The sequence below is a fragment of the Streptomyces sp. NBC_00536 genome (genome assembly GCF_036346295.1).
GTDB lineage: Bacteria > Actinomycetota > Actinomycetes > Streptomycetales > Streptomycetaceae > Streptomyces.
Genome location: NZ_CP107819.1, coordinates 8,249,886 through 8,265,592, shown reverse-complemented (window position 1 = coordinate 8,265,592; position 15,707 = coordinate 8,249,886). Strand labels below are relative to the sequence as shown.

Sequence of the window (15,707 nt, the reverse complement as noted above, 5' to 3'; positions counted from 1 at the left end):
AGCAGAAGGCAGGTGGCCTCCTGATGGCCGAACAGTTCATCGGCTCCGGCTGGGCGTTCCCGATGCGCATCGGACCCACCGGGGGCATCACGCTGGTCAGTGGCGAGCGCGAGGTCGAGGAGGCCATCCGGCTCGTCCTGGCCACCGCCCCGGGCGAGCGGCCGATGCGCCCGGAGTTCGGCTGCGCCATCCACGACCTCGTCTTCGCCCCGGTCAACGAGCAGACCGCGGGCCGCATCCAGCACGAGGTGTACGTGAGCCTGGACCGCTGGGAGCCCCGGATCGAGGTCCACGAGGTGGAGGTCTCCGCCGGCGACGACCGGAGCGTGCTGTTCATCGACGTCCGGTACTCGATCCGCGGGACCAACAACCCGCGCAGCCTCGTCTTCCCCTTCTACGTCATCCCCTCCCACGACGAGCCGCACGCGCCGGACGCACCGGGCTCGTCGGGCTCCTCGGAAAGCGGCCTCTGATGTCCCTGCCCTCCCCCAATCTCGACGACCGGCGCTTCCAGCAGTTCGTCGACGACGCCAAGCGCTACATCCAGCAGCGCGCCCCGGAGTGGACCGACCACAACGTCTCCGACCCCGGCATCACGCTCGTGGAGACGGTCGCGCACATGGCGGACCAGATCGTCTACCGGCTCAACCGCGTCCCGGAGAAGAACCACCTCGCCTTCCTGGACCTGGTCGGCATCACCCTGTTCCCGCCCTCCGCGGCCCGTACGGACGTCACCTTCTGGCTGTCCGCGCCGCAGGAGGACGTGGTCCTGGTCCGGGCCGGTGCCGAGGTCGCCACGCTGCGCACCGAGCGGGAGGAGGCCGTCGTCTTCGCCACCGAGCGCGACCTCGCCGTCGTCCCGTGCGCGCTGTCGCGCGTGGTGGTGCAACACCGGGGTCAGCCCGTCGTGGACCGCACCACGGACCTGCTGGAGGGCAAGGACGTGCTGTGCTTCGCCGAGGCTCCGGTACCGGGCGACTGCATGCTCATCGGTCTGACCGCGGCGGCACCGCACTGCGCGCTCGCGCTGGAACTCGACAGCCGCGTCGACGGCGTCGGTGTCGATCCCCGCCAGCCGCCGCTGCTGTGGGAGGCCTGGACGGAGGACGGCTGGCAGGAGTGCGAGGTGGACCGGGACGGCACCGGCGGTCTCAACCGGCCCGGCGACGTCGTCCTGCACCTGCCCGGCGGGCACGTGCTGTCGCGCAGCGGCGGGCACGAGGCCGGCTGGGTCCGCTGCCGGGCCACCGCCGCGCTGCCGGGCCAGCCCTTCTACACCTCCTCGCCGAGCATCCGTTCCGTCGAGGCCTTCACCATCGGCGGCACCACCCGCGCCGTGCACGCCGAAACCGTCCACGACGAGGCCCTCGGCGAGGCGACCGGACTGCCCGGCCAGCGGCTGCGGCTCTCCCGCGCACCGGTCGTGGCCGACGACCCCCCGCTGCTGCTGCAGACCGCCGGCGACGACGGCTGGCAGGACTGGCAGGTGGTCCCGCACTTCGCCGCTTCCCGGCCCGGCGACCGGCACGTCACCCTGGAGGCCGCCACCGGCGAGATCGCCTTCGGCCCGGCCGTCCGCGAACCGGACGGCACCCTGCGCCAGTACGGGGCCGTCGCCCCCAAGGGCGCCGTCGTCCGCGCCCACCGCTACCGGACCGGCGGCGGCCGCGGCGGCAACGTGGCGCGCGGCGCCGTCCAGGTGCTGCGCACCTCCGTCCCGTACGTCGCCGAGGTCGTCAACCGCGAGGCGGCGCGCGGCGGCGTCGACGGCGAAACGGTCGAGGAGGCCAAGCTGCGGGCGCCGATCACGCTCCGCGCCCAGGACCGCGCCGTGACCCTGCGCGACTACGAGGAACTCGCCCGCCGCGCCGCGCCCGAAACCGCCCGCATCACCTGCCTGGAGGGGGAGGAAGGACGGCACGGCGCCTACGCGGTCCGCGTCCTCGTCGTCCCCCAGGCCGTGCCCGACCCGGGCGGGCGGCTGCGTTTCGAGCAGCTTGTGCCCGGCGACGCGCTGCTCGGCCGGATCACGCGCCACCTGGACGAGCGCCGGCTCATCGGCACCCGGCTGGCCGTCGGACCTCCCTACTACCAGGGCGTCACCGTCGTCGCCACGGTGCACGCCTTCCGCGGGGTCGACACGGACCGGGTACGCCGCCGGGCGCACGACGCGCTCTACCGCCACCTCGACCCGCTGACCGGCGGCGCGGACGGTCAGGGCTGGCCCTTCGGGCGGCCGGTCCAGACCGGCGAGGTGTTCGCGGTCCTGCAGCGGGTCCCTGGGGTGGAACTCGTCGACGAGGTCGTCCTGCACCCCGCCGACCCCCTCACCGGCAAGCGCGGCAATCCGACCGACCGCATCGACCTGGAGCGGCCCTCGCTGGTCTTCTCCTTCGACCACCGCGTCCGGGTGATCGGGGACGGCGGATGACGGCCGCTCCCTACCGGGGGTCCGTCGACGGACTCGGCTCCTCGCTGCCCCTGGGCACGCTGCTCCCCGCCGTCTTCGCCGACGACGACCTGGCCCAGCGGTTCGTCGCCGGACTCGACGAGGTCCTCGCGCCCGTCCTGAACGTGCTGGACTGCCTGGACAGTTACTTCGACCCGGCGCTGACCCCGGCCGACTTCGCCCGGTGGCTCGGCACCTGGGTGGGCGCCGAGACCGACGGCGGCGAGAGCGAGCCCCGGCTGCGGGCCGCCGTCGCGGCCGCCGTCGCGCTGCACCGCATCCGCGGCACCCGCCGCGGCCTCGCCGAAGCGGTCCGGCTGGCGTTCGGCGCGGTGCCCGAGATCACCGAGAGCGGCGGGGCCGATTGGGACGCCCGTCCCCTCGGCGCCTTCCCCGGAGCCCCGCGCCCGCGGCTGCACGTCAGGCTCCGGTTGCCCGACCCGACTCCGGCCGACGTGCACCGCCTGGACTCCCTCGTCGCCGCAGCCCGCCCCGCCCACATGCCCTACGCGGTCGAGGTGACCGCCGTGGAAAGGAACTTGGACACATGACCACGCAGAACTGCGCCGAGTGCGGAACGCCCGCGGAACCGGGCCAGTCCTTCTGCGACGCGTGCGGCGCCGTACTCGGCTGGAACCAGGGCGCCCGCGCCGCACAACCCGCCACCCCGTCGCCCCACCCGCGAGAAGCCGCGCCGGCCGCCCGACCGGAGGACGGGCCGGAGCCCGGCCGGCCCGAGCCCGTCGGCACGGCTGCCGCCGCCCCGGACCCCGCCGTCGCGCAGCCGATGGAGCGGCCGTTGCCCCCGGGAAGCCCGGCGCGGGAGCGGAGTTCGGCCGACGCGGCGCCGCCGTCGCCCGGAGAGGCCGGGAGGGCGGCGGATGCGGCGGATGCGGCGGGAGTGGCTGGCGGTACGGGAGCGCCGGGCGCGCCCGGGCAGCCCCGGCCCGTCGCGGGAGGGAACCGGTCCGTCGCCGGAGGGAACCGGTCCGTCGCGGGAGAGAACCGGTCCGGAGAGCCGGCGTGGCCGGACGGGGCCGCGGGCTCCGGGCCCGCCGGGACCACCGGACCCGCTCCGGCGCGCCCGGGTACCCCGGCGCCGGAGGAGACCGCGCCCACCCGGCCCGTACCGGCCGCCCCGCACCCGCACCCGCACCCGCTCAGCGACACCATGTCCGACCGGGCGCGCTCCCTGCTCGTGCCCGTGGCCGACCCCGAGGCGCCGCACCCCCCTGCGGCGGCCGCCGCGCCCGTCCTCCCCGGCCGGCCGGAGGTGGACCGGCCCGCCGTACGGGCCCCGGGGCCGCAGCCCGGCACCGCGGGCGGCCCGCCGTGCCGGTGGTGCGCCACGCCCAACCCTCCCGACCGCCACTACTGCGTGCGTTGCGCGATGCCCCTGGCCGAGCCGGGCGGGGCCGCCGCGTCCGTACGGCCGCCCTGGTGGCGCCGGCTCTTCGGTGGACAGGGCCGCGCGACCCCCTGGGCGGGCGAACGGCCCCGGCTGCGCCGCGTCTTCGGCCGCGCCGGCACCTGGATCACCCTCGCGGTCGTCGTCGCCCTGGCCGTCCTCGGCTTCGCCTACCTGCCCGATGGCATCGACGCCGCCAAGGACCACTTCGCCAAGCGGGCCCCGGTCGCCCCGGACCGGATCACGGCCTCCCGCTCGTACCCCGGCCACCAGCCGGAGCTGGCCTTCGACAAGCACAGCAACACCTGGTGGGGGCCCGGCGTCTCGCAGTCCGGGCAGGGCGAATGGATCGAGGTCACCTTCGGCGAGCCGACCCGGCTGCTCGACGTGATCATCACCCCGGGGGTCTCCGGACGGGCCGACAAGCTCGGCGAGTCCGCCCTGCCGCACCACGTCACCGCGACCGTCACCGGGAAGGACGGCAAGGTCACCACGCACCGGCTGACCCTGGACCAGGGGGCGGGTGGCCAGCGGCGTCCGTTCCGCGTCGGCGAGGTCACCAAGGTCCGCTTCATCATCGAGTCGTCGTACGCCGCCTCCGCCGACAAGCAGGCAGCCCTCGCGGAGATCGAGTTCTTCGGCCCGTCGAACGCCAACCGCTGACGCGTCCGCGCTGGCGCCGGCGTTTCAGCGGGAGGAGCGGCCCCTGCCCCCGCCCTCGCGGGGGTCGCCCCAGTCCTTGCGCATCTTCCCGGCACGGTTGTTCATCGTGCTGCGTTCCACCTTGAGGAAGTCGGCCAGCCAGGTGTACGACACCCGGTTGGCCGGGCGCTCGTACATGATCGACCACAAGTAGTGGGCGAACTCCTTGCTGAACTTCGTCGATGTCTTCCCGCCCTGCGGGACGGCCTGCCATTCCGTGTGGAAGTGGGGGTCGCGCTCAGTCATTTCCCGCTCGATCTCGCGCGCGCCCTGGGCGTCGGCGCCCTTGGCCTGCTTGCGCTCGTCGGCCTGGCCCAGTTTGGCCAAGTGGCTCACCTGCAGCGCCGACTTCGAGATGCCGAACCAGCTCGCCACGGCGGTCTTCGTGGTCCGCGCGCCGTCCCCCACCGTCAGGTCTTTGATCGTCTGGAGCAGCGGCTGCGGGAACGTTTCCCTGTAGGGCGCCTCGGCGGCGCGGTTCACCCGTTCCGCCTTCAGGTCGTCGTGCATCTTCGCCAACAGCAGCGGCACGATGACCCGTTCGAATTCCGCGTCCGCCCGTTCCTTCTTCTCCGCTCCGGTGAGGACGGGCTGCGGTGCACCCGGGGGCCGGGCGGTGAGGCTGAGCCTGCCGGATGCGTCGGCGAGGCGCATGCGGCGGGTCCGCGAGGCCAGTTCCGCATCCGAGTCCCCGGACGCCTCGCTGGTGGAGGGGGAGTCCACGGTCTGCATCTCGCCGCCGTTCGGCTGCTCGACGTAGGCGACCTCGTCCGTCCCTTCCTTCATGACCTTCCGCAAGGTGAAGGGCTGCTGGAAGCCGCCCCTGCCATCCGCTTCCACCTCGCCGACCCCGGGGCCGGCAGGTGCGTGCTGGGCATGCCTCGGCGCCGAGACGTGGCTGTGCCCGATGGCGCCGAGCCCTTCGGCGAGGTGGTCCTCGAGCCGCTGGGCCTGCTCGGCGTCGCCGGTCCGGAAGTTCTTCACCGCGGTCCTGAGGGGACCCTCGTAGAAGTTGTTGCCGTTGGGGTTGAAGCGCAGGTCGATCCCCAACTCGTCGCGGACGTACTCCAGGAGCTTCAGGCACCCCTGGCACGGCCGTTTGCGGCCCCGGATCAGGACGGGGTCCTGCGGCGGGGCTTCTCGGTCGAGCCCGGCGTTGGCGAGCAGGCTCAGGTGCTTCTGCTCGGCATGCACGTCGTCCTTGTTCGTGCCGTCGTGGAGGAGGTACGCGTAGTTGGCGTACTCGCCGTCCGGGGCGATCAGCTTGGCGAGGTAGGCGCGGTAGTCCTCGTCCTTCGTCCTGGCCCGGGAGACGTCGACCATGCGGACGTAGGACGTGTTGCGCAGGGCCTGCAACGTCCGGTTGTCCCGCTTGTACGCCGGACCGCCCGCCGTCCCGTCCCGGCCGTCCGCGTCCACGTCCATCGCCTCGTGGGGCGGCACCTGCGGCATCGGCTGCGGCGTGAAGCCCTGGCGGATCTTCCTCCTGGCCTGCTCGTCGCGCCGCGCCTCCTCGTCGCGTTTGGCGGCACGGCCGGAGGTGTACGTGCCGGCCCCCTCGCCCGCCGCCCCGCCCGCCTTCTCCCCCGCCTTCTCACCGGCCCTCTCACCCGTCTTGCGCCGCTTCTGTCCGGGGCGGCGGTCCGGGGCCGGGCGTTTGGCCGACCCCGGGGCGGGTTCCGGGTCCTCCTCGCTCTCCGACTCCGCGTGGCCGTGCCCGGTGAGCAGGAGCCGGCGCAGGCTGTCGCCATGAGCGTCCTCCACCGGAGGCCGTCCCTCCACCAGGGGGCTCTCGGCCAGCAGCGCCGAGTGCAGCCGTGCGACGGACGCGTTGAGGTTGGTGGCGAAGAGCAGGTGGTCGTTGGCCAGCATCGACTGGAGTTCCTTCTCCTTGGCCTCCGCCGGCCGCGGTGTGTGCGCTTCCTCCTCCTGTCCCCCGGCCTGCAGTTCCTGGAAGAGGACGCGGCTGAGGTGGCGCAGGCTCTGCTCGTCCGGCTGCTGCTTGTACGAGCGCGCGTAGTGCAGGATCGCCTGGGCGGGGGTGCGGCCGGCGCGGCGCCCGTACACCTGCGCGCAGGTGCACTTGTTGGCGAGCTCGCTGATCCGCGCGACGCTCTCCTCCCAAGTGCCCCGTCCGGAGGCGCTGGCGGAGGCTGCGGTCGCCCTGCCCTTGCCCTTGTCCTTCGCCCTGCTCTTGTCCCCGCCGTCGCCCTTCGCGTTCTTCGCGTTCTTCGCGCTGCTCTGCGAGTCCTTCTTGGGCATCCGCTGCACGTGGTGCCCGGCGCAGCAACTGCTGCCGTGGCCCGTCCCCGTGGTGCCCAGGGGCGAACGCTGGACCGCGCCCCGCCCGCCCTCACCGGCCCCCTCGGAGCCCGCCGCCACCGCCCGCCGCACCGCCACCGACGGGGCGGTTCCCGCCCCCGCGGCGAAGGCGGCGCCGTCGGTATCGGCCGATCGCTCGGAACCCTGGCCGGGATCGGTGATCGTGACCCCGGCACCGTTGTCGGTACCGGTCTCCCGCACGCCGTGCAGGTTCTCCTTCACGTGGCTCAGCTCGTGACCGACCACGTGCTTCTTCCTGGCCGCTTCCGGGGGCAGGAACACGTGGTGGCCGACCGTCATCGCCTCGGCGCCCATCGCCGCGGTGGCCCGCTGGGCCACCGGACCGTCGTGGAGGCGGGTGGGCGACATGTCGCGCCCGTAGAAGGCGCTCGCCTCCTTCTCCAGCACCGGCGGCAGCGGGCGCCCCGGAGACTCGGCCAGGGCCCTGTGGAGCAGATCGCTCTGTCCGGCCGGGCTGGTGTCCTCCACCTCGCCGTGCCCGCAGGCGGGCCCGTGCGCGTGACGCCGCTGCGCGACGAGGCGCGCGACCACGCGATTGCCCACCAGCCCCGCCAGGTCGAGCAGCCGCGCCTGGTCCTCGGGCCCGCGCCCCGCGACGCCGCGGACCTGGCGCGCTGCGGCACCCTGGCCCTTGGCCTTCGACTCGGCTCGTTCTTCGTGCGCGACCACGTCTGCCCCGCCCCTCCGGTGCCGTCCCCGTCTCCGTCCCGCTGTTGTATCCGCGTACCACCGACTGCGGAATGGCCACCGGGGCAGCCTTGAGGGCATACCGGGTGCGGATACGGATACGGACACGAGACGCCGGGCCGTCGGGGCGGGTAGCCCGGGCGCGCATCCGGCCGGGTCCCGGCCCGTCTCAGCCGGTCGGCGGGGTCGAGCGGGCGTAGCGGGTCGCGAGACGGCGGACACCAGGGTCGTCAGCCCTTCCGCGGAGACTCCGGCTCCGGACGATCTGCGGGCACGGCCACGGAGTAGGCCTGGAGGGCCCACACCCGTCGGCGCAGCCGCGAGGACAGCACCTGCTCCAGCCTGACGAGCGCCCGCAGTTGCCCGCCCACGAGCCGTCAGCGTCCTGCACGGTGGAATCAGCGCCAGCCTGCAACCCCCGCAGCAGCGGGCTATCCGATCCCACTGAGCAATCGTCAGTTCACTCGTCGGACCGCTGTCGCGCCTGGAGGAATCGAGCGATTTGAGCTGCTTTCGTGGCCTGGAACTTTGCCACACGCTCGTCCGACTCGATCTTGAGTCTTTGAGTCTCCGCGTCCGTTTCATCCCTGCGCCGTTGAGTGTTGGCGTCGATCTTCGCCTTGGCGACGGTCGCGGCGGCGGTCACAGAGGCTGCTATCGCGCCACCGGCCAGGATTTCGTTGAACAGCTCAGGCTCGGCCTGGCGTTGAAGCGCCTCGGACGCGCTTTCGATCGAGCCACGCGGGACGCGCCGCGGCAATCCTCGCCGCAGGTGTGAAAGCCGACCCCGGACCTCGTCTGGCATGCGCGACACCGGGGGCGGGTCGGGACGCTTGGGACGGTCGTGGTCACTGGAGTCCGCCATGTGCGGGCCGGCGGGCCGGACTCGTCGAGGAAGCGGTGGCAGCGCGGTAGCGCTTGAGCCGTCCGAACGGGGTTCAGCGCCGTCCGGAGCAAGGCCAGTACCGTCTTGGCCGATATGCCTGCTGTAGGCAATCCGCGGATCAGATATCTCGCTTCCCGACACCTCACCAGCCTATCCAGAAGAGGCGTGGCGGCGGGGCCGAAACGGGCATCACGCCCGGAGCCCGGGCGCTGACGGGCCCATGTGGTGCACCTCGCCGGACAGCGAGGGCCGCGCGTTGACTCGCATTTGAATCCGAGCGCACCCTCTATACGGATCATGACCTTCCGCATCATCGAGGAACTGTCCGGGCGCGAGTAGTTGCGGTACAGAAAATGCCGCCAAGAGGCACTCACCGAGGCCGGGTGCCCGACCCGGGCCGCTCGATCACCTCGATCACCTCGATCGCCAAGCTGGTCGGCGTCTAGCCGGGCACGTTTCTACAACCACATCCCGGACCTGCGCGAGCTGCGCGGTGCCCCGCCAGCTCGTGCGTGAGCGATGAGTTTGGGTGGCGGATCGGGTCTGCCTTGTATGACTCGAATCATCGCTGACGCCTCGGGCTCCCTCGACCGTGCCCAACCGCAAGCTCTTCGACGGAGTCGACGGGCCGAATGGCTGGGACGAGAAACCTGCTACCGCGTCAGCAAGGTGATCCGATGACCGCCATCAACGTCAATGAGATCACCCTGGGCATCGAGTCGTTCGGTGACGACGACGCGCCACTCATCCTGCTCACGGGCGGGACGACGATGCTCTCCTGGCCCGACGCGTTGTGCGAACGCCTCGCCGTCGGCGGCCGCCGCGTGGTGCGCTACGACCTGCGCGACAGCGGAGAGTCCACGACGGCGGACCCCCAGGCGCCCGCCTACACACTGCGCGACCTCGCCGCCGACGCGGCGGCGCTTGCCGACGCGCTCGGCGGCAGGCCCGCGCACCTCGCAGGCATCGGCGTCGGCGGGATGGTCGCCCAGGTGGCCGCGCTCGACCATCCGGGCGCATTCTCGGCACTCACCCTGGTCGGCACCCGCCCGGTCGCGCCCGGCCCGCCCGACGATGATCTCCCCGACCATGACCGAGCAATGATGAGCCGGTTGTTCGCCCGTCCGATGCCCGACTGGACCGACCGGGAGGCGGTGGCGGAATTCGCCGTCGCCGGCGCGGAGATCCGCGGCGACGACCCCGCCGCCGCGCGCGCGATCGCCGCGCGCATCTGGGACCGTACGCCCACCGCCCCATCCCCGGTCCGGATGGCCAACCAGATGGGCCTGGTGTTCTCCAGGCTCGACTGCGAACCCCGTTGGCGCGAGCGCCTACCCGGGATCGCGATCCCCACGCTCGTTGTCCACGGCCGCAGCGACCGGTTCTTCCCCGTCGGCAACGGCGAGGCGATCGCGCGCGAGATCCCCCGGGCACGGCTGCTCGTCCTGGAGGAGGCCGCCACCGCGATCCCCGAGGAGGCGGTCGGCGCGGTCGCCCAGGCGATGCTCACGCTCGGGTAGAGGACGACGGTTCACGACCGGGCGCTTCGGCCGGGACGGCGCTGAGACCGTGTGCTGGGCCAGCCACGGGGCACTGCTCGTCGACAAGAACGGCATCGCCAGCTGCCCCGAGCTCGAAAACCGAACTGCCTACCGCATCTCCTACCCCGCGATGGCCTGCGAGGGGACCGCGGTGTTCTGGCGAGACGGCAAGTTGCTCGCCGTGGACACAGACCTCGCCGGACACGAGGTGCTCGCCATGGACGACAGCCGAGCGGTCATGAGCCGTGCGCTACTGCTGAGCGAGGGCAGCGTCGTCATCTCCCTGGACAGCGAGGTCCCGGTTTTTCGTACACCGCTGGGCTCTCTGGCCGAAGGCCCCTGGGCGTGCGGGGATGCAAACCTCAGACCGCGTTTGAGATCTGGCTAGCCCAGTCTTCGCTGGTGCTGGTGCTCACCTTTGACAGATGGCCCGGAGGGTGGCATGTCAGCTGAAGCCAAGCTCGGTGAAGGCGCAGCCCCCACGTTCGGCATTGGGCAATACCTGTCGGGCTACGAGTCTCGGAGCCTGCCGGAAGTACTGACGGAAGCCGGAGGCTCGGAACTTCAACTCGAACGCGTGACCTTCGATGTGCCAGAGCGGCAGGTGTGAAAAGTCCTGGCGGGCATCGTCCGGCACCAGTCGGTGCACCCCGTCGATCTCCAGGTCCAGGGCGAACCCCTTGAAGTCGAGGTCACCCTCAAGGTCGAAGACATCGTCGAAGACAAGTGTCGCCGGGGAGACCCAGAACGAAAAGTGCGTTGCGGGCGGAACCGGGTGGACCCAGCGGACGATGTAGTCGAGGTCGAGGAAAAGACGCGGCAGGATGTCGTCGGTCGGCTGGACGGACAAGCCGTGGATCGTGGCGTCATGCCAGCCCATTTCCTCGAAGTCCGCGTCGCCCCAGACGCTCTTGGAGAGACCTGATTTCTCATGGCTACCGATGCTCATGTTCGAATCCAACCAGACAGCTCATTCGAGGCAGTCAGGGGCCAGGAGCGGTCGAGAGGGGACGGGGCCCTGCTCGCGTGGCCAGTCGGCCTCGGGTAAGTCCACGGACCATGATGCCGATCATTGCCCAGCAGATCATGGTCTCGGAGCGGGCCGGACTGGTTTCGTAGCCCCGGGCCGGGCGCCGATGGGCGGTGATCCAGGCGAGGGTGGGGTCATGGCCCGATACCCACCCCCAGAACTACTCACGCAAGGCCCAGCGACTCCTCCAGCCGCGGGATACGGCAGATCTCGAACGCGGTCTCAGGGGCCATCCCCTGCTGAGGTGACGTGGGCGATGCCGATTCGGAGCGGCATATCGTGTCCGCGTAAGGCATCTCAATCACGGGGGCGGGCATGACAACAGGTGGTCACGAGGCGGAGCCGCGGGGCGTGGCTGATCCTGATGCAGCGTCGCCGGCGGGTCTGGTCCGGGGTATCGAGCGCATCGCACTGGCTCAGGGCTTCGATTTGGGCGAGGTGCGGACCCACTCGGGATGGGACGTCGGCGCCGAGGTGAGTACCGATCGGGGGTGGGTTGTCGTTTCCCCCTGCGCGGAGGATTCCTTCTCCGTACGGATTCGTCGCCACCGTGTCTTCGTTTCGTCGGAGGGGTGGACGAACGACCTCGTCGCCGCGGTGGGAGTCGCGCATTTGTGGCGCCGAGGCGGCAGTCTGCGGGAGCTGCGCGACCGCTTTCCGTTCATGAGCTGGAGCGAGCTGGCGCAGGCGTTCGAGGATGGCGACCCCACTCCTGTGAAGTGGCGCCAGCTCCTTTCCAGCGAGTGGCACCTGCCTGCTCGACCGCTCCTTCAGGCGGCTCACGCACACCCTGACCTGCGGAAGTTCTGGCCCGATATCAGCCACGGGAGTCTGATTCTGTGCCGGACGCCATTCGAGTCGGAGTCGGGCCTTGCGAAGATCTGGCCCCTGGAGGAAGGGCGCTATCGAGTGACCATGACCCCGGGCGGGTTCCGGCGTGAGGTGTCCTCGCTCACTGCGGCACTTGAGGTCACCGCTGCCTGTTTCGATTCCCTTCCGGGTTTGTAGCCACCGGGCGCGCAGGCGGAGCATGCGGGATCGTTCAGCCTTGGGAAAGGGAAGGTGTACGGCACGACTCGCCGGATCTGGGTCCAGGAAACCCCGTACGAGGGTCCTCGTACGAGCAGCACCCTCCCAGCTCACGGCGGGCCCCGGAGCGGTGCTGGGGCGCGATCCGGCTTTTCGGAATCCGGCGGTCTATGGATGTCGATAACGTGCCACCGGTTCCGTCCCAGGGACATCAGCGGCCACCATCGGCCGCGCGAGGAAGAAGGAGATGCCAGCATGGCGATTCAGCGGATGGACAACGTCGGCATCGTCGTCGAGGACATGGATGCCGCGATCGCGTTCTTCGTGGAACTCGGTATGGAGCTGGAGGGCAGGGGGGAGGTCGAGGGCCTCGTAGCCGACCAGTGCACCGGACTCGACGGCGTCCACTGTGACATCGCGATGGTCCGGACCCCGGACGGTCACAGCCGGCTCGAGCTGGCGAAGTACCGCACCCCCGCGGCGACCAGCGCCGGGCCGCGCAACCGGCCTCACAACGTCCTGGGCACGCACCGCGTCATGTTCGCCGTAGACGACATCGAGGACACCGTTGCCCGCCTGCGCCCTCACGGCGCCGAGCTCGTCGGCGAGATCGCCCGGTTCGAGGACAGCTATCTCCTCTGCTACGTCCGCGGCCCGGAGGGCATCATCGTCGGACTGGCCGAGCAACTGCGCTGAGATGGAGCGCGGCAAAACATCGCCGGCATCAAAGGCCGGGCTCGCCATAAAGCAGGCCGACATCGGGAGCACAATTAGCGATATCGATATACGGAACAACGGAACAACGGAACAACGGAATGCATGGAGCGCCATACGCCGTAGGGACATGGCTTGCCAGGTAAGTCAAGACTTACCTTCAAGGAACTTTGATCGTATGGTGTGGCTCGAATCAAAGGAGCCCCCTGTTGTCAAAGATGAATGACCCCGCTGCGCGTGCACTTGACTCAGAGCGGGATTATGTGTCCTCCCTGTATGAGTTGCTCACCGAGCGGCTTTCCGAGGCGCGAGTACACCGGGCGAGTGTGCTGAAGGCACCGGCGGAAAGCGCCGGTGAGGCATACGAGAGAGAAATCGCCGCCGAGCGCCTGGCCAAGGAAATCGGCCGGCTGGAGGGCGCCGAAAGAGGGCTGGTCTTCGGGCGCATCGACTGGACGGACGGCACGGCCCTGCGCATCGGGCGGATCGGACTGCACACGGAGGACGATGACCTGCCTCTGCTCGTGGACTGGCGCGCGAAGGCGGCGCGGCCCTTCTACGAGGCGACACCGGTCCACCCGATGGGCCTGCGGCGGCGCCGGCACCTGCGCCTGGAGGAGCGCACGGTCATCTCGGTGAGCGACGAACTGCTGGACGGGACCGCCCCGACCGACGAGGACGTCGTCGGGGACGGCCCGTTGACGGAGGCTCTGTCGGCACGGCGTACGGGCAGGATGCACGCGGCCGTCGCGACGCTGCAGGCCGAGCAGGACCAGATCGTCCGCTCCGCCCACCGCGGGGTGACCGTGGTGCAGGGCGGGCCCGGCACCGGCAAGACGGTGGTCGCCCTGCACCGGGCGGCCTACGTCCTGTACGCGTTCCCGCGCGCCGCGGAGGAGGGTGTCCTGGTGGTGGGCCCGAACGCCCGGTTCCTCGACTACATCTCGCAGGTCCTTCCCTCGCTCGGAGAGAACGACGTCGTTCTGGCGACCTGCCGGGAACTGGCCGGAGTGTCCTCGGACACGTTGGACATGGCGGACACCGTGGACACGTTCGATACGGCGCGTCTCAAGGGCAGTTCCGACCTCGCCGACGCCTTGGACGCCCTGCTCCGCGCCCACCAGGCCCCCGCCGGTGACTTCAGCGTGCGGGTCGGACGGGAACTCGTACACCTGTCCGGCGAGGAGGTCGCCGCGGCACGCGACGCCGCCGCGGCAGCCGCACCGGGGCACAACCCCGCGCGCCAGGTGTTCACCGAACTCCTGGTCGACGCCGTCACCAACGCGATGCAACGGGACATGGGCGACCTCCTGGAGCAGATCGACGCCGATGCCGAAAGGATGACGGGCCTGGACCTCGACCGGTTCACAGGAGCCGCCCAGCGCCGTACCGAAGGTGCGGCCGACCCTGGCCCGGTCCACGAGCTGGACCTGGACGCCCTCCGAGCCGACCTCCTCGACGACGCCGACGTCGACCGAGCGGTCGAGGTCCTGTGGCCGCGGCTGGCACCCGGCGACCTCGTGCAGGCGCTCCTGACGAACGCCGACGCTCTCGCCGAGTACCTGCCCCGCCTGACCGCGCAGGAGCGGTCCCTTCTGCTGCGCGGTCAGGACGCCCCGTGGACCTGGACCGAGGCCGATGTGCCGTTGCTGGACGAGGCGGCGAGCCTGGTCGACGGGCCCCCGGAGCGGACGTACGGGCACGTCGTCGTCGACGAGGCGCAGGAACTGACCGCCATGCAGTGGCGGATGATCGTCCGCCGCTGCCCGGCCAGGGCGATGACACTGGTGGGTGACTTCGCCCAGGCGGGCCCGGTCGCGACGGCACGCGACTGGAAGGAAGCACTGAGCCCCCACCTCGGGCCGCGGTTCAAGCTGCACCACCTGACCGTCAGCTACCGCACCACGCAGGAGATCCTGGAGAGCGTCCGGGACCTGCTCACGCGGATCGCTCCGGACCAGAAGCCCACACGGTCACTGCGAAGCGGTGAAAGCCCCCGCACCGTGACCACACCTCCGGACGGGCTGGTCACCGCGGTCGTTCAGGAACTCCGCGCCCAGAGCACCGCGTACCCGGGCGAGCTGCTGGGAGTGATCTGCGCGGACACCAGGGTGAGCGAGCTGATGGCCGGGGGCATCGCCCACCACGCACGCATCGTGCCGGCGTCCGAAGCCCGCGGCCTGGAGTTCGACGGGGTCGTCGTCATGAACCCCGAGGACATCATCGCGGCCCGCCCCGGCGGGGAAAGGGACTTGTACGTGGCCCTGACCCGGGCCACCAAACGCCTCTGCACCATCACTGCCCAGCCCGCCTGACGACCCGGCCTGGTACGGGCACGGCGCGGGTACGGACACCGGCTGGCCGTGTTGCCGGTGTACCGGAATCGTGTTTGGCTGCTGATGAGGACTGCGCGGAGGGATGCGCCCCCGCGGAGGTCACGGTGGCCGACCGTACGAGGTGATCCACCATCATGCCGGAGACGTTCTACGGGCCATGGAGCATCACGGTCGCCGAATGCGACGAGATGACGTTGCCCGGGGCGGTGCTGCTGCAGAGCTTCGTGATCACTGGTTCCGACACGGCCGACGCCCGCTACGCGGTACCGCCCCACTCGTCCCCGGCAACGGCTCCGCTCGTGGTGGTCGAGGGCGAGCGGTGGCAGATCGCGCTGGAGTGGAAGTTCAGCGGGGACACAGAGTGGCAGTCGCCCGTGGCGGAGAACCGGTCGACGGACTTCGTCGCCGGGCAGGGCCTGACCGTCACCCTGGACTCCCACAAGCCCCCAGGGAGCTTCATCGGGCCCTACTACCTCGGGATGACCCTCTCGTGTGTGTGCCACGACCCCGCGACGAATCCCATCGCCACCGGGAACCCGTACGACTTCACGCTTCCGGAGGGCTGAGGATCCGGCGGCTCGG

At 71.1% G+C, this 15,707-nt stretch carries 13 protein-coding genes; 10 read left to right on the top strand and 3 right to left on the bottom strand.

The annotated features are described in order from the left end of the window. Positions 1-23 precede the first annotated feature (23 nt). From OHS33_RS35605 to OHS33_RS35590, 4 genes are read left to right on the top strand one after another with little or no spacing between them, the layout of a single operon-like run. Positions 24-473: a GPW/gp25 family protein gene (locus OHS33_RS35605; RefSeq protein ID WP_330334561.1), complete on the top strand. Its 450-nt coding sequence runs from the start codon at positions 24-26 to the stop codon at positions 471-473. After that, on the top strand, positions 473-2,431 hold the full coding sequence (locus OHS33_RS35600; protein WP_330334560.1) for a putative baseplate assembly protein: 1,959 nt from the start codon (positions 473-475) through the stop codon (positions 2,429-2,431). The genes OHS33_RS35605 and OHS33_RS35600 overlap by 1 nt, the downstream gene beginning before the upstream one ends. Continuing rightward, positions 2,428-3,000: a phage tail protein gene (locus OHS33_RS35595; RefSeq protein ID WP_330334559.1), complete on the top strand. Its 573-nt coding sequence runs from the start codon at positions 2,428-2,430 to the stop codon at positions 2,998-3,000. Before OHS33_RS35600 ends, OHS33_RS35595 begins: the two co-directional genes overlap by 4 nt. Then, a complete protein-coding gene (locus tag OHS33_RS35590) occupies positions 2,997-4,520 on the top strand; it encodes an NADase-type glycan-binding domain-containing protein (RefSeq protein WP_330334558.1) in 1,524 nt (507 codons plus the stop codon). Before OHS33_RS35595 ends, OHS33_RS35590 begins: the two co-directional genes overlap by 4 nt. A 24-nt stretch (positions 4,521-4,544) precedes the next feature. Here the strand turns inward: OHS33_RS35590 and OHS33_RS35585 are convergent, their stop codons facing one another. Next, positions 4,545-7,571: an eCIS core domain-containing protein gene (locus tag OHS33_RS35585; protein ID WP_330334557.1), complete on the bottom strand. Its 3,027-nt coding sequence runs from the start codon at positions 7,569-7,571 to the stop codon at positions 4,545-4,547. A gap of 478 nt (positions 7,572-8,049) precedes the next feature. Continuing rightward, entirely contained in the window at positions 8,050-8,394 is a 345-nt protein-coding gene (locus OHS33_RS35580; protein WP_330334556.1) for a hypothetical protein, read from the bottom strand. Positions 8,395-9,152: 758 nt separating this feature from the next. Between OHS33_RS35580 and OHS33_RS35575 the strand changes: the two genes are divergently transcribed. Both OHS33_RS35575 and OHS33_RS35570 read left to right on the top strand, forming a co-directional pair. After that, positions 9,153-9,995, top strand: coding sequence for an alpha/beta fold hydrolase (locus OHS33_RS35575; protein ID WP_330334555.1), 843 nt, complete (start codon positions 9,153-9,155; stop codon positions 9,993-9,995). A 49-nt stretch (positions 9,996-10,044) separates the two neighbouring features. Beyond that, entirely contained in the window at positions 10,045-10,404 is a 360-nt protein-coding gene (locus tag OHS33_RS35570) for a hypothetical protein (protein WP_330334554.1), read from the top strand. Between the two features lie 57 nt (positions 10,405-10,461). Here OHS33_RS35570 and OHS33_RS35565 read toward each other — a convergent pair whose 3' ends face one another. Continuing rightward, positions 10,462-10,965, bottom strand: coding sequence for a hypothetical protein (locus OHS33_RS35565; RefSeq protein ID WP_330334553.1), 504 nt, complete (start codon positions 10,963-10,965; stop codon positions 10,462-10,464). 432 nt (positions 10,966-11,397) lie between these two features. On the opposite strand from OHS33_RS35565, the gene OHS33_RS35555 reads away from it, so the two are divergent. The 4 genes from OHS33_RS35555 to OHS33_RS35540 all read left to right on the top strand — a co-directional run bounded on the left by OHS33_RS35555 (position 11,398) and on the right by OHS33_RS35540 (position 15,691). Further along, entirely contained in the window at positions 11,398-12,054 is a 657-nt protein-coding gene (locus OHS33_RS35555; RefSeq protein WP_330334552.1) for a DUF6193 family natural product biosynthesis protein, read from the top strand. A gap of 276 nt (positions 12,055-12,330) precedes the next feature. Then, positions 12,331-12,771 (top strand): VOC family protein, encoded by a 441-nt coding sequence (locus OHS33_RS35550; RefSeq protein ID WP_330334551.1) that lies wholly within the window; start codon positions 12,331-12,333, stop codon positions 12,769-12,771. Between the two features lie 281 nt (positions 12,772-13,052). Continuing rightward, the gene (locus OHS33_RS35545; RefSeq protein WP_330334550.1) at positions 13,053-15,104 is read left to right on the top strand and encodes a HelD family protein; all 2,052 of its coding nucleotides are present in this window, start codon (positions 13,053-13,055) and stop codon (positions 15,102-15,104) included. A gap of 155 nt (positions 15,105-15,259) precedes the next feature. Further along, positions 15,260-15,691, top strand: a complete 432-nt coding sequence (locus OHS33_RS35540; RefSeq protein ID WP_330334549.1) for a hypothetical protein — start codon at positions 15,260-15,262, stop codon at positions 15,689-15,691. Positions 15,692-15,707 lie beyond the last annotated feature (16 nt).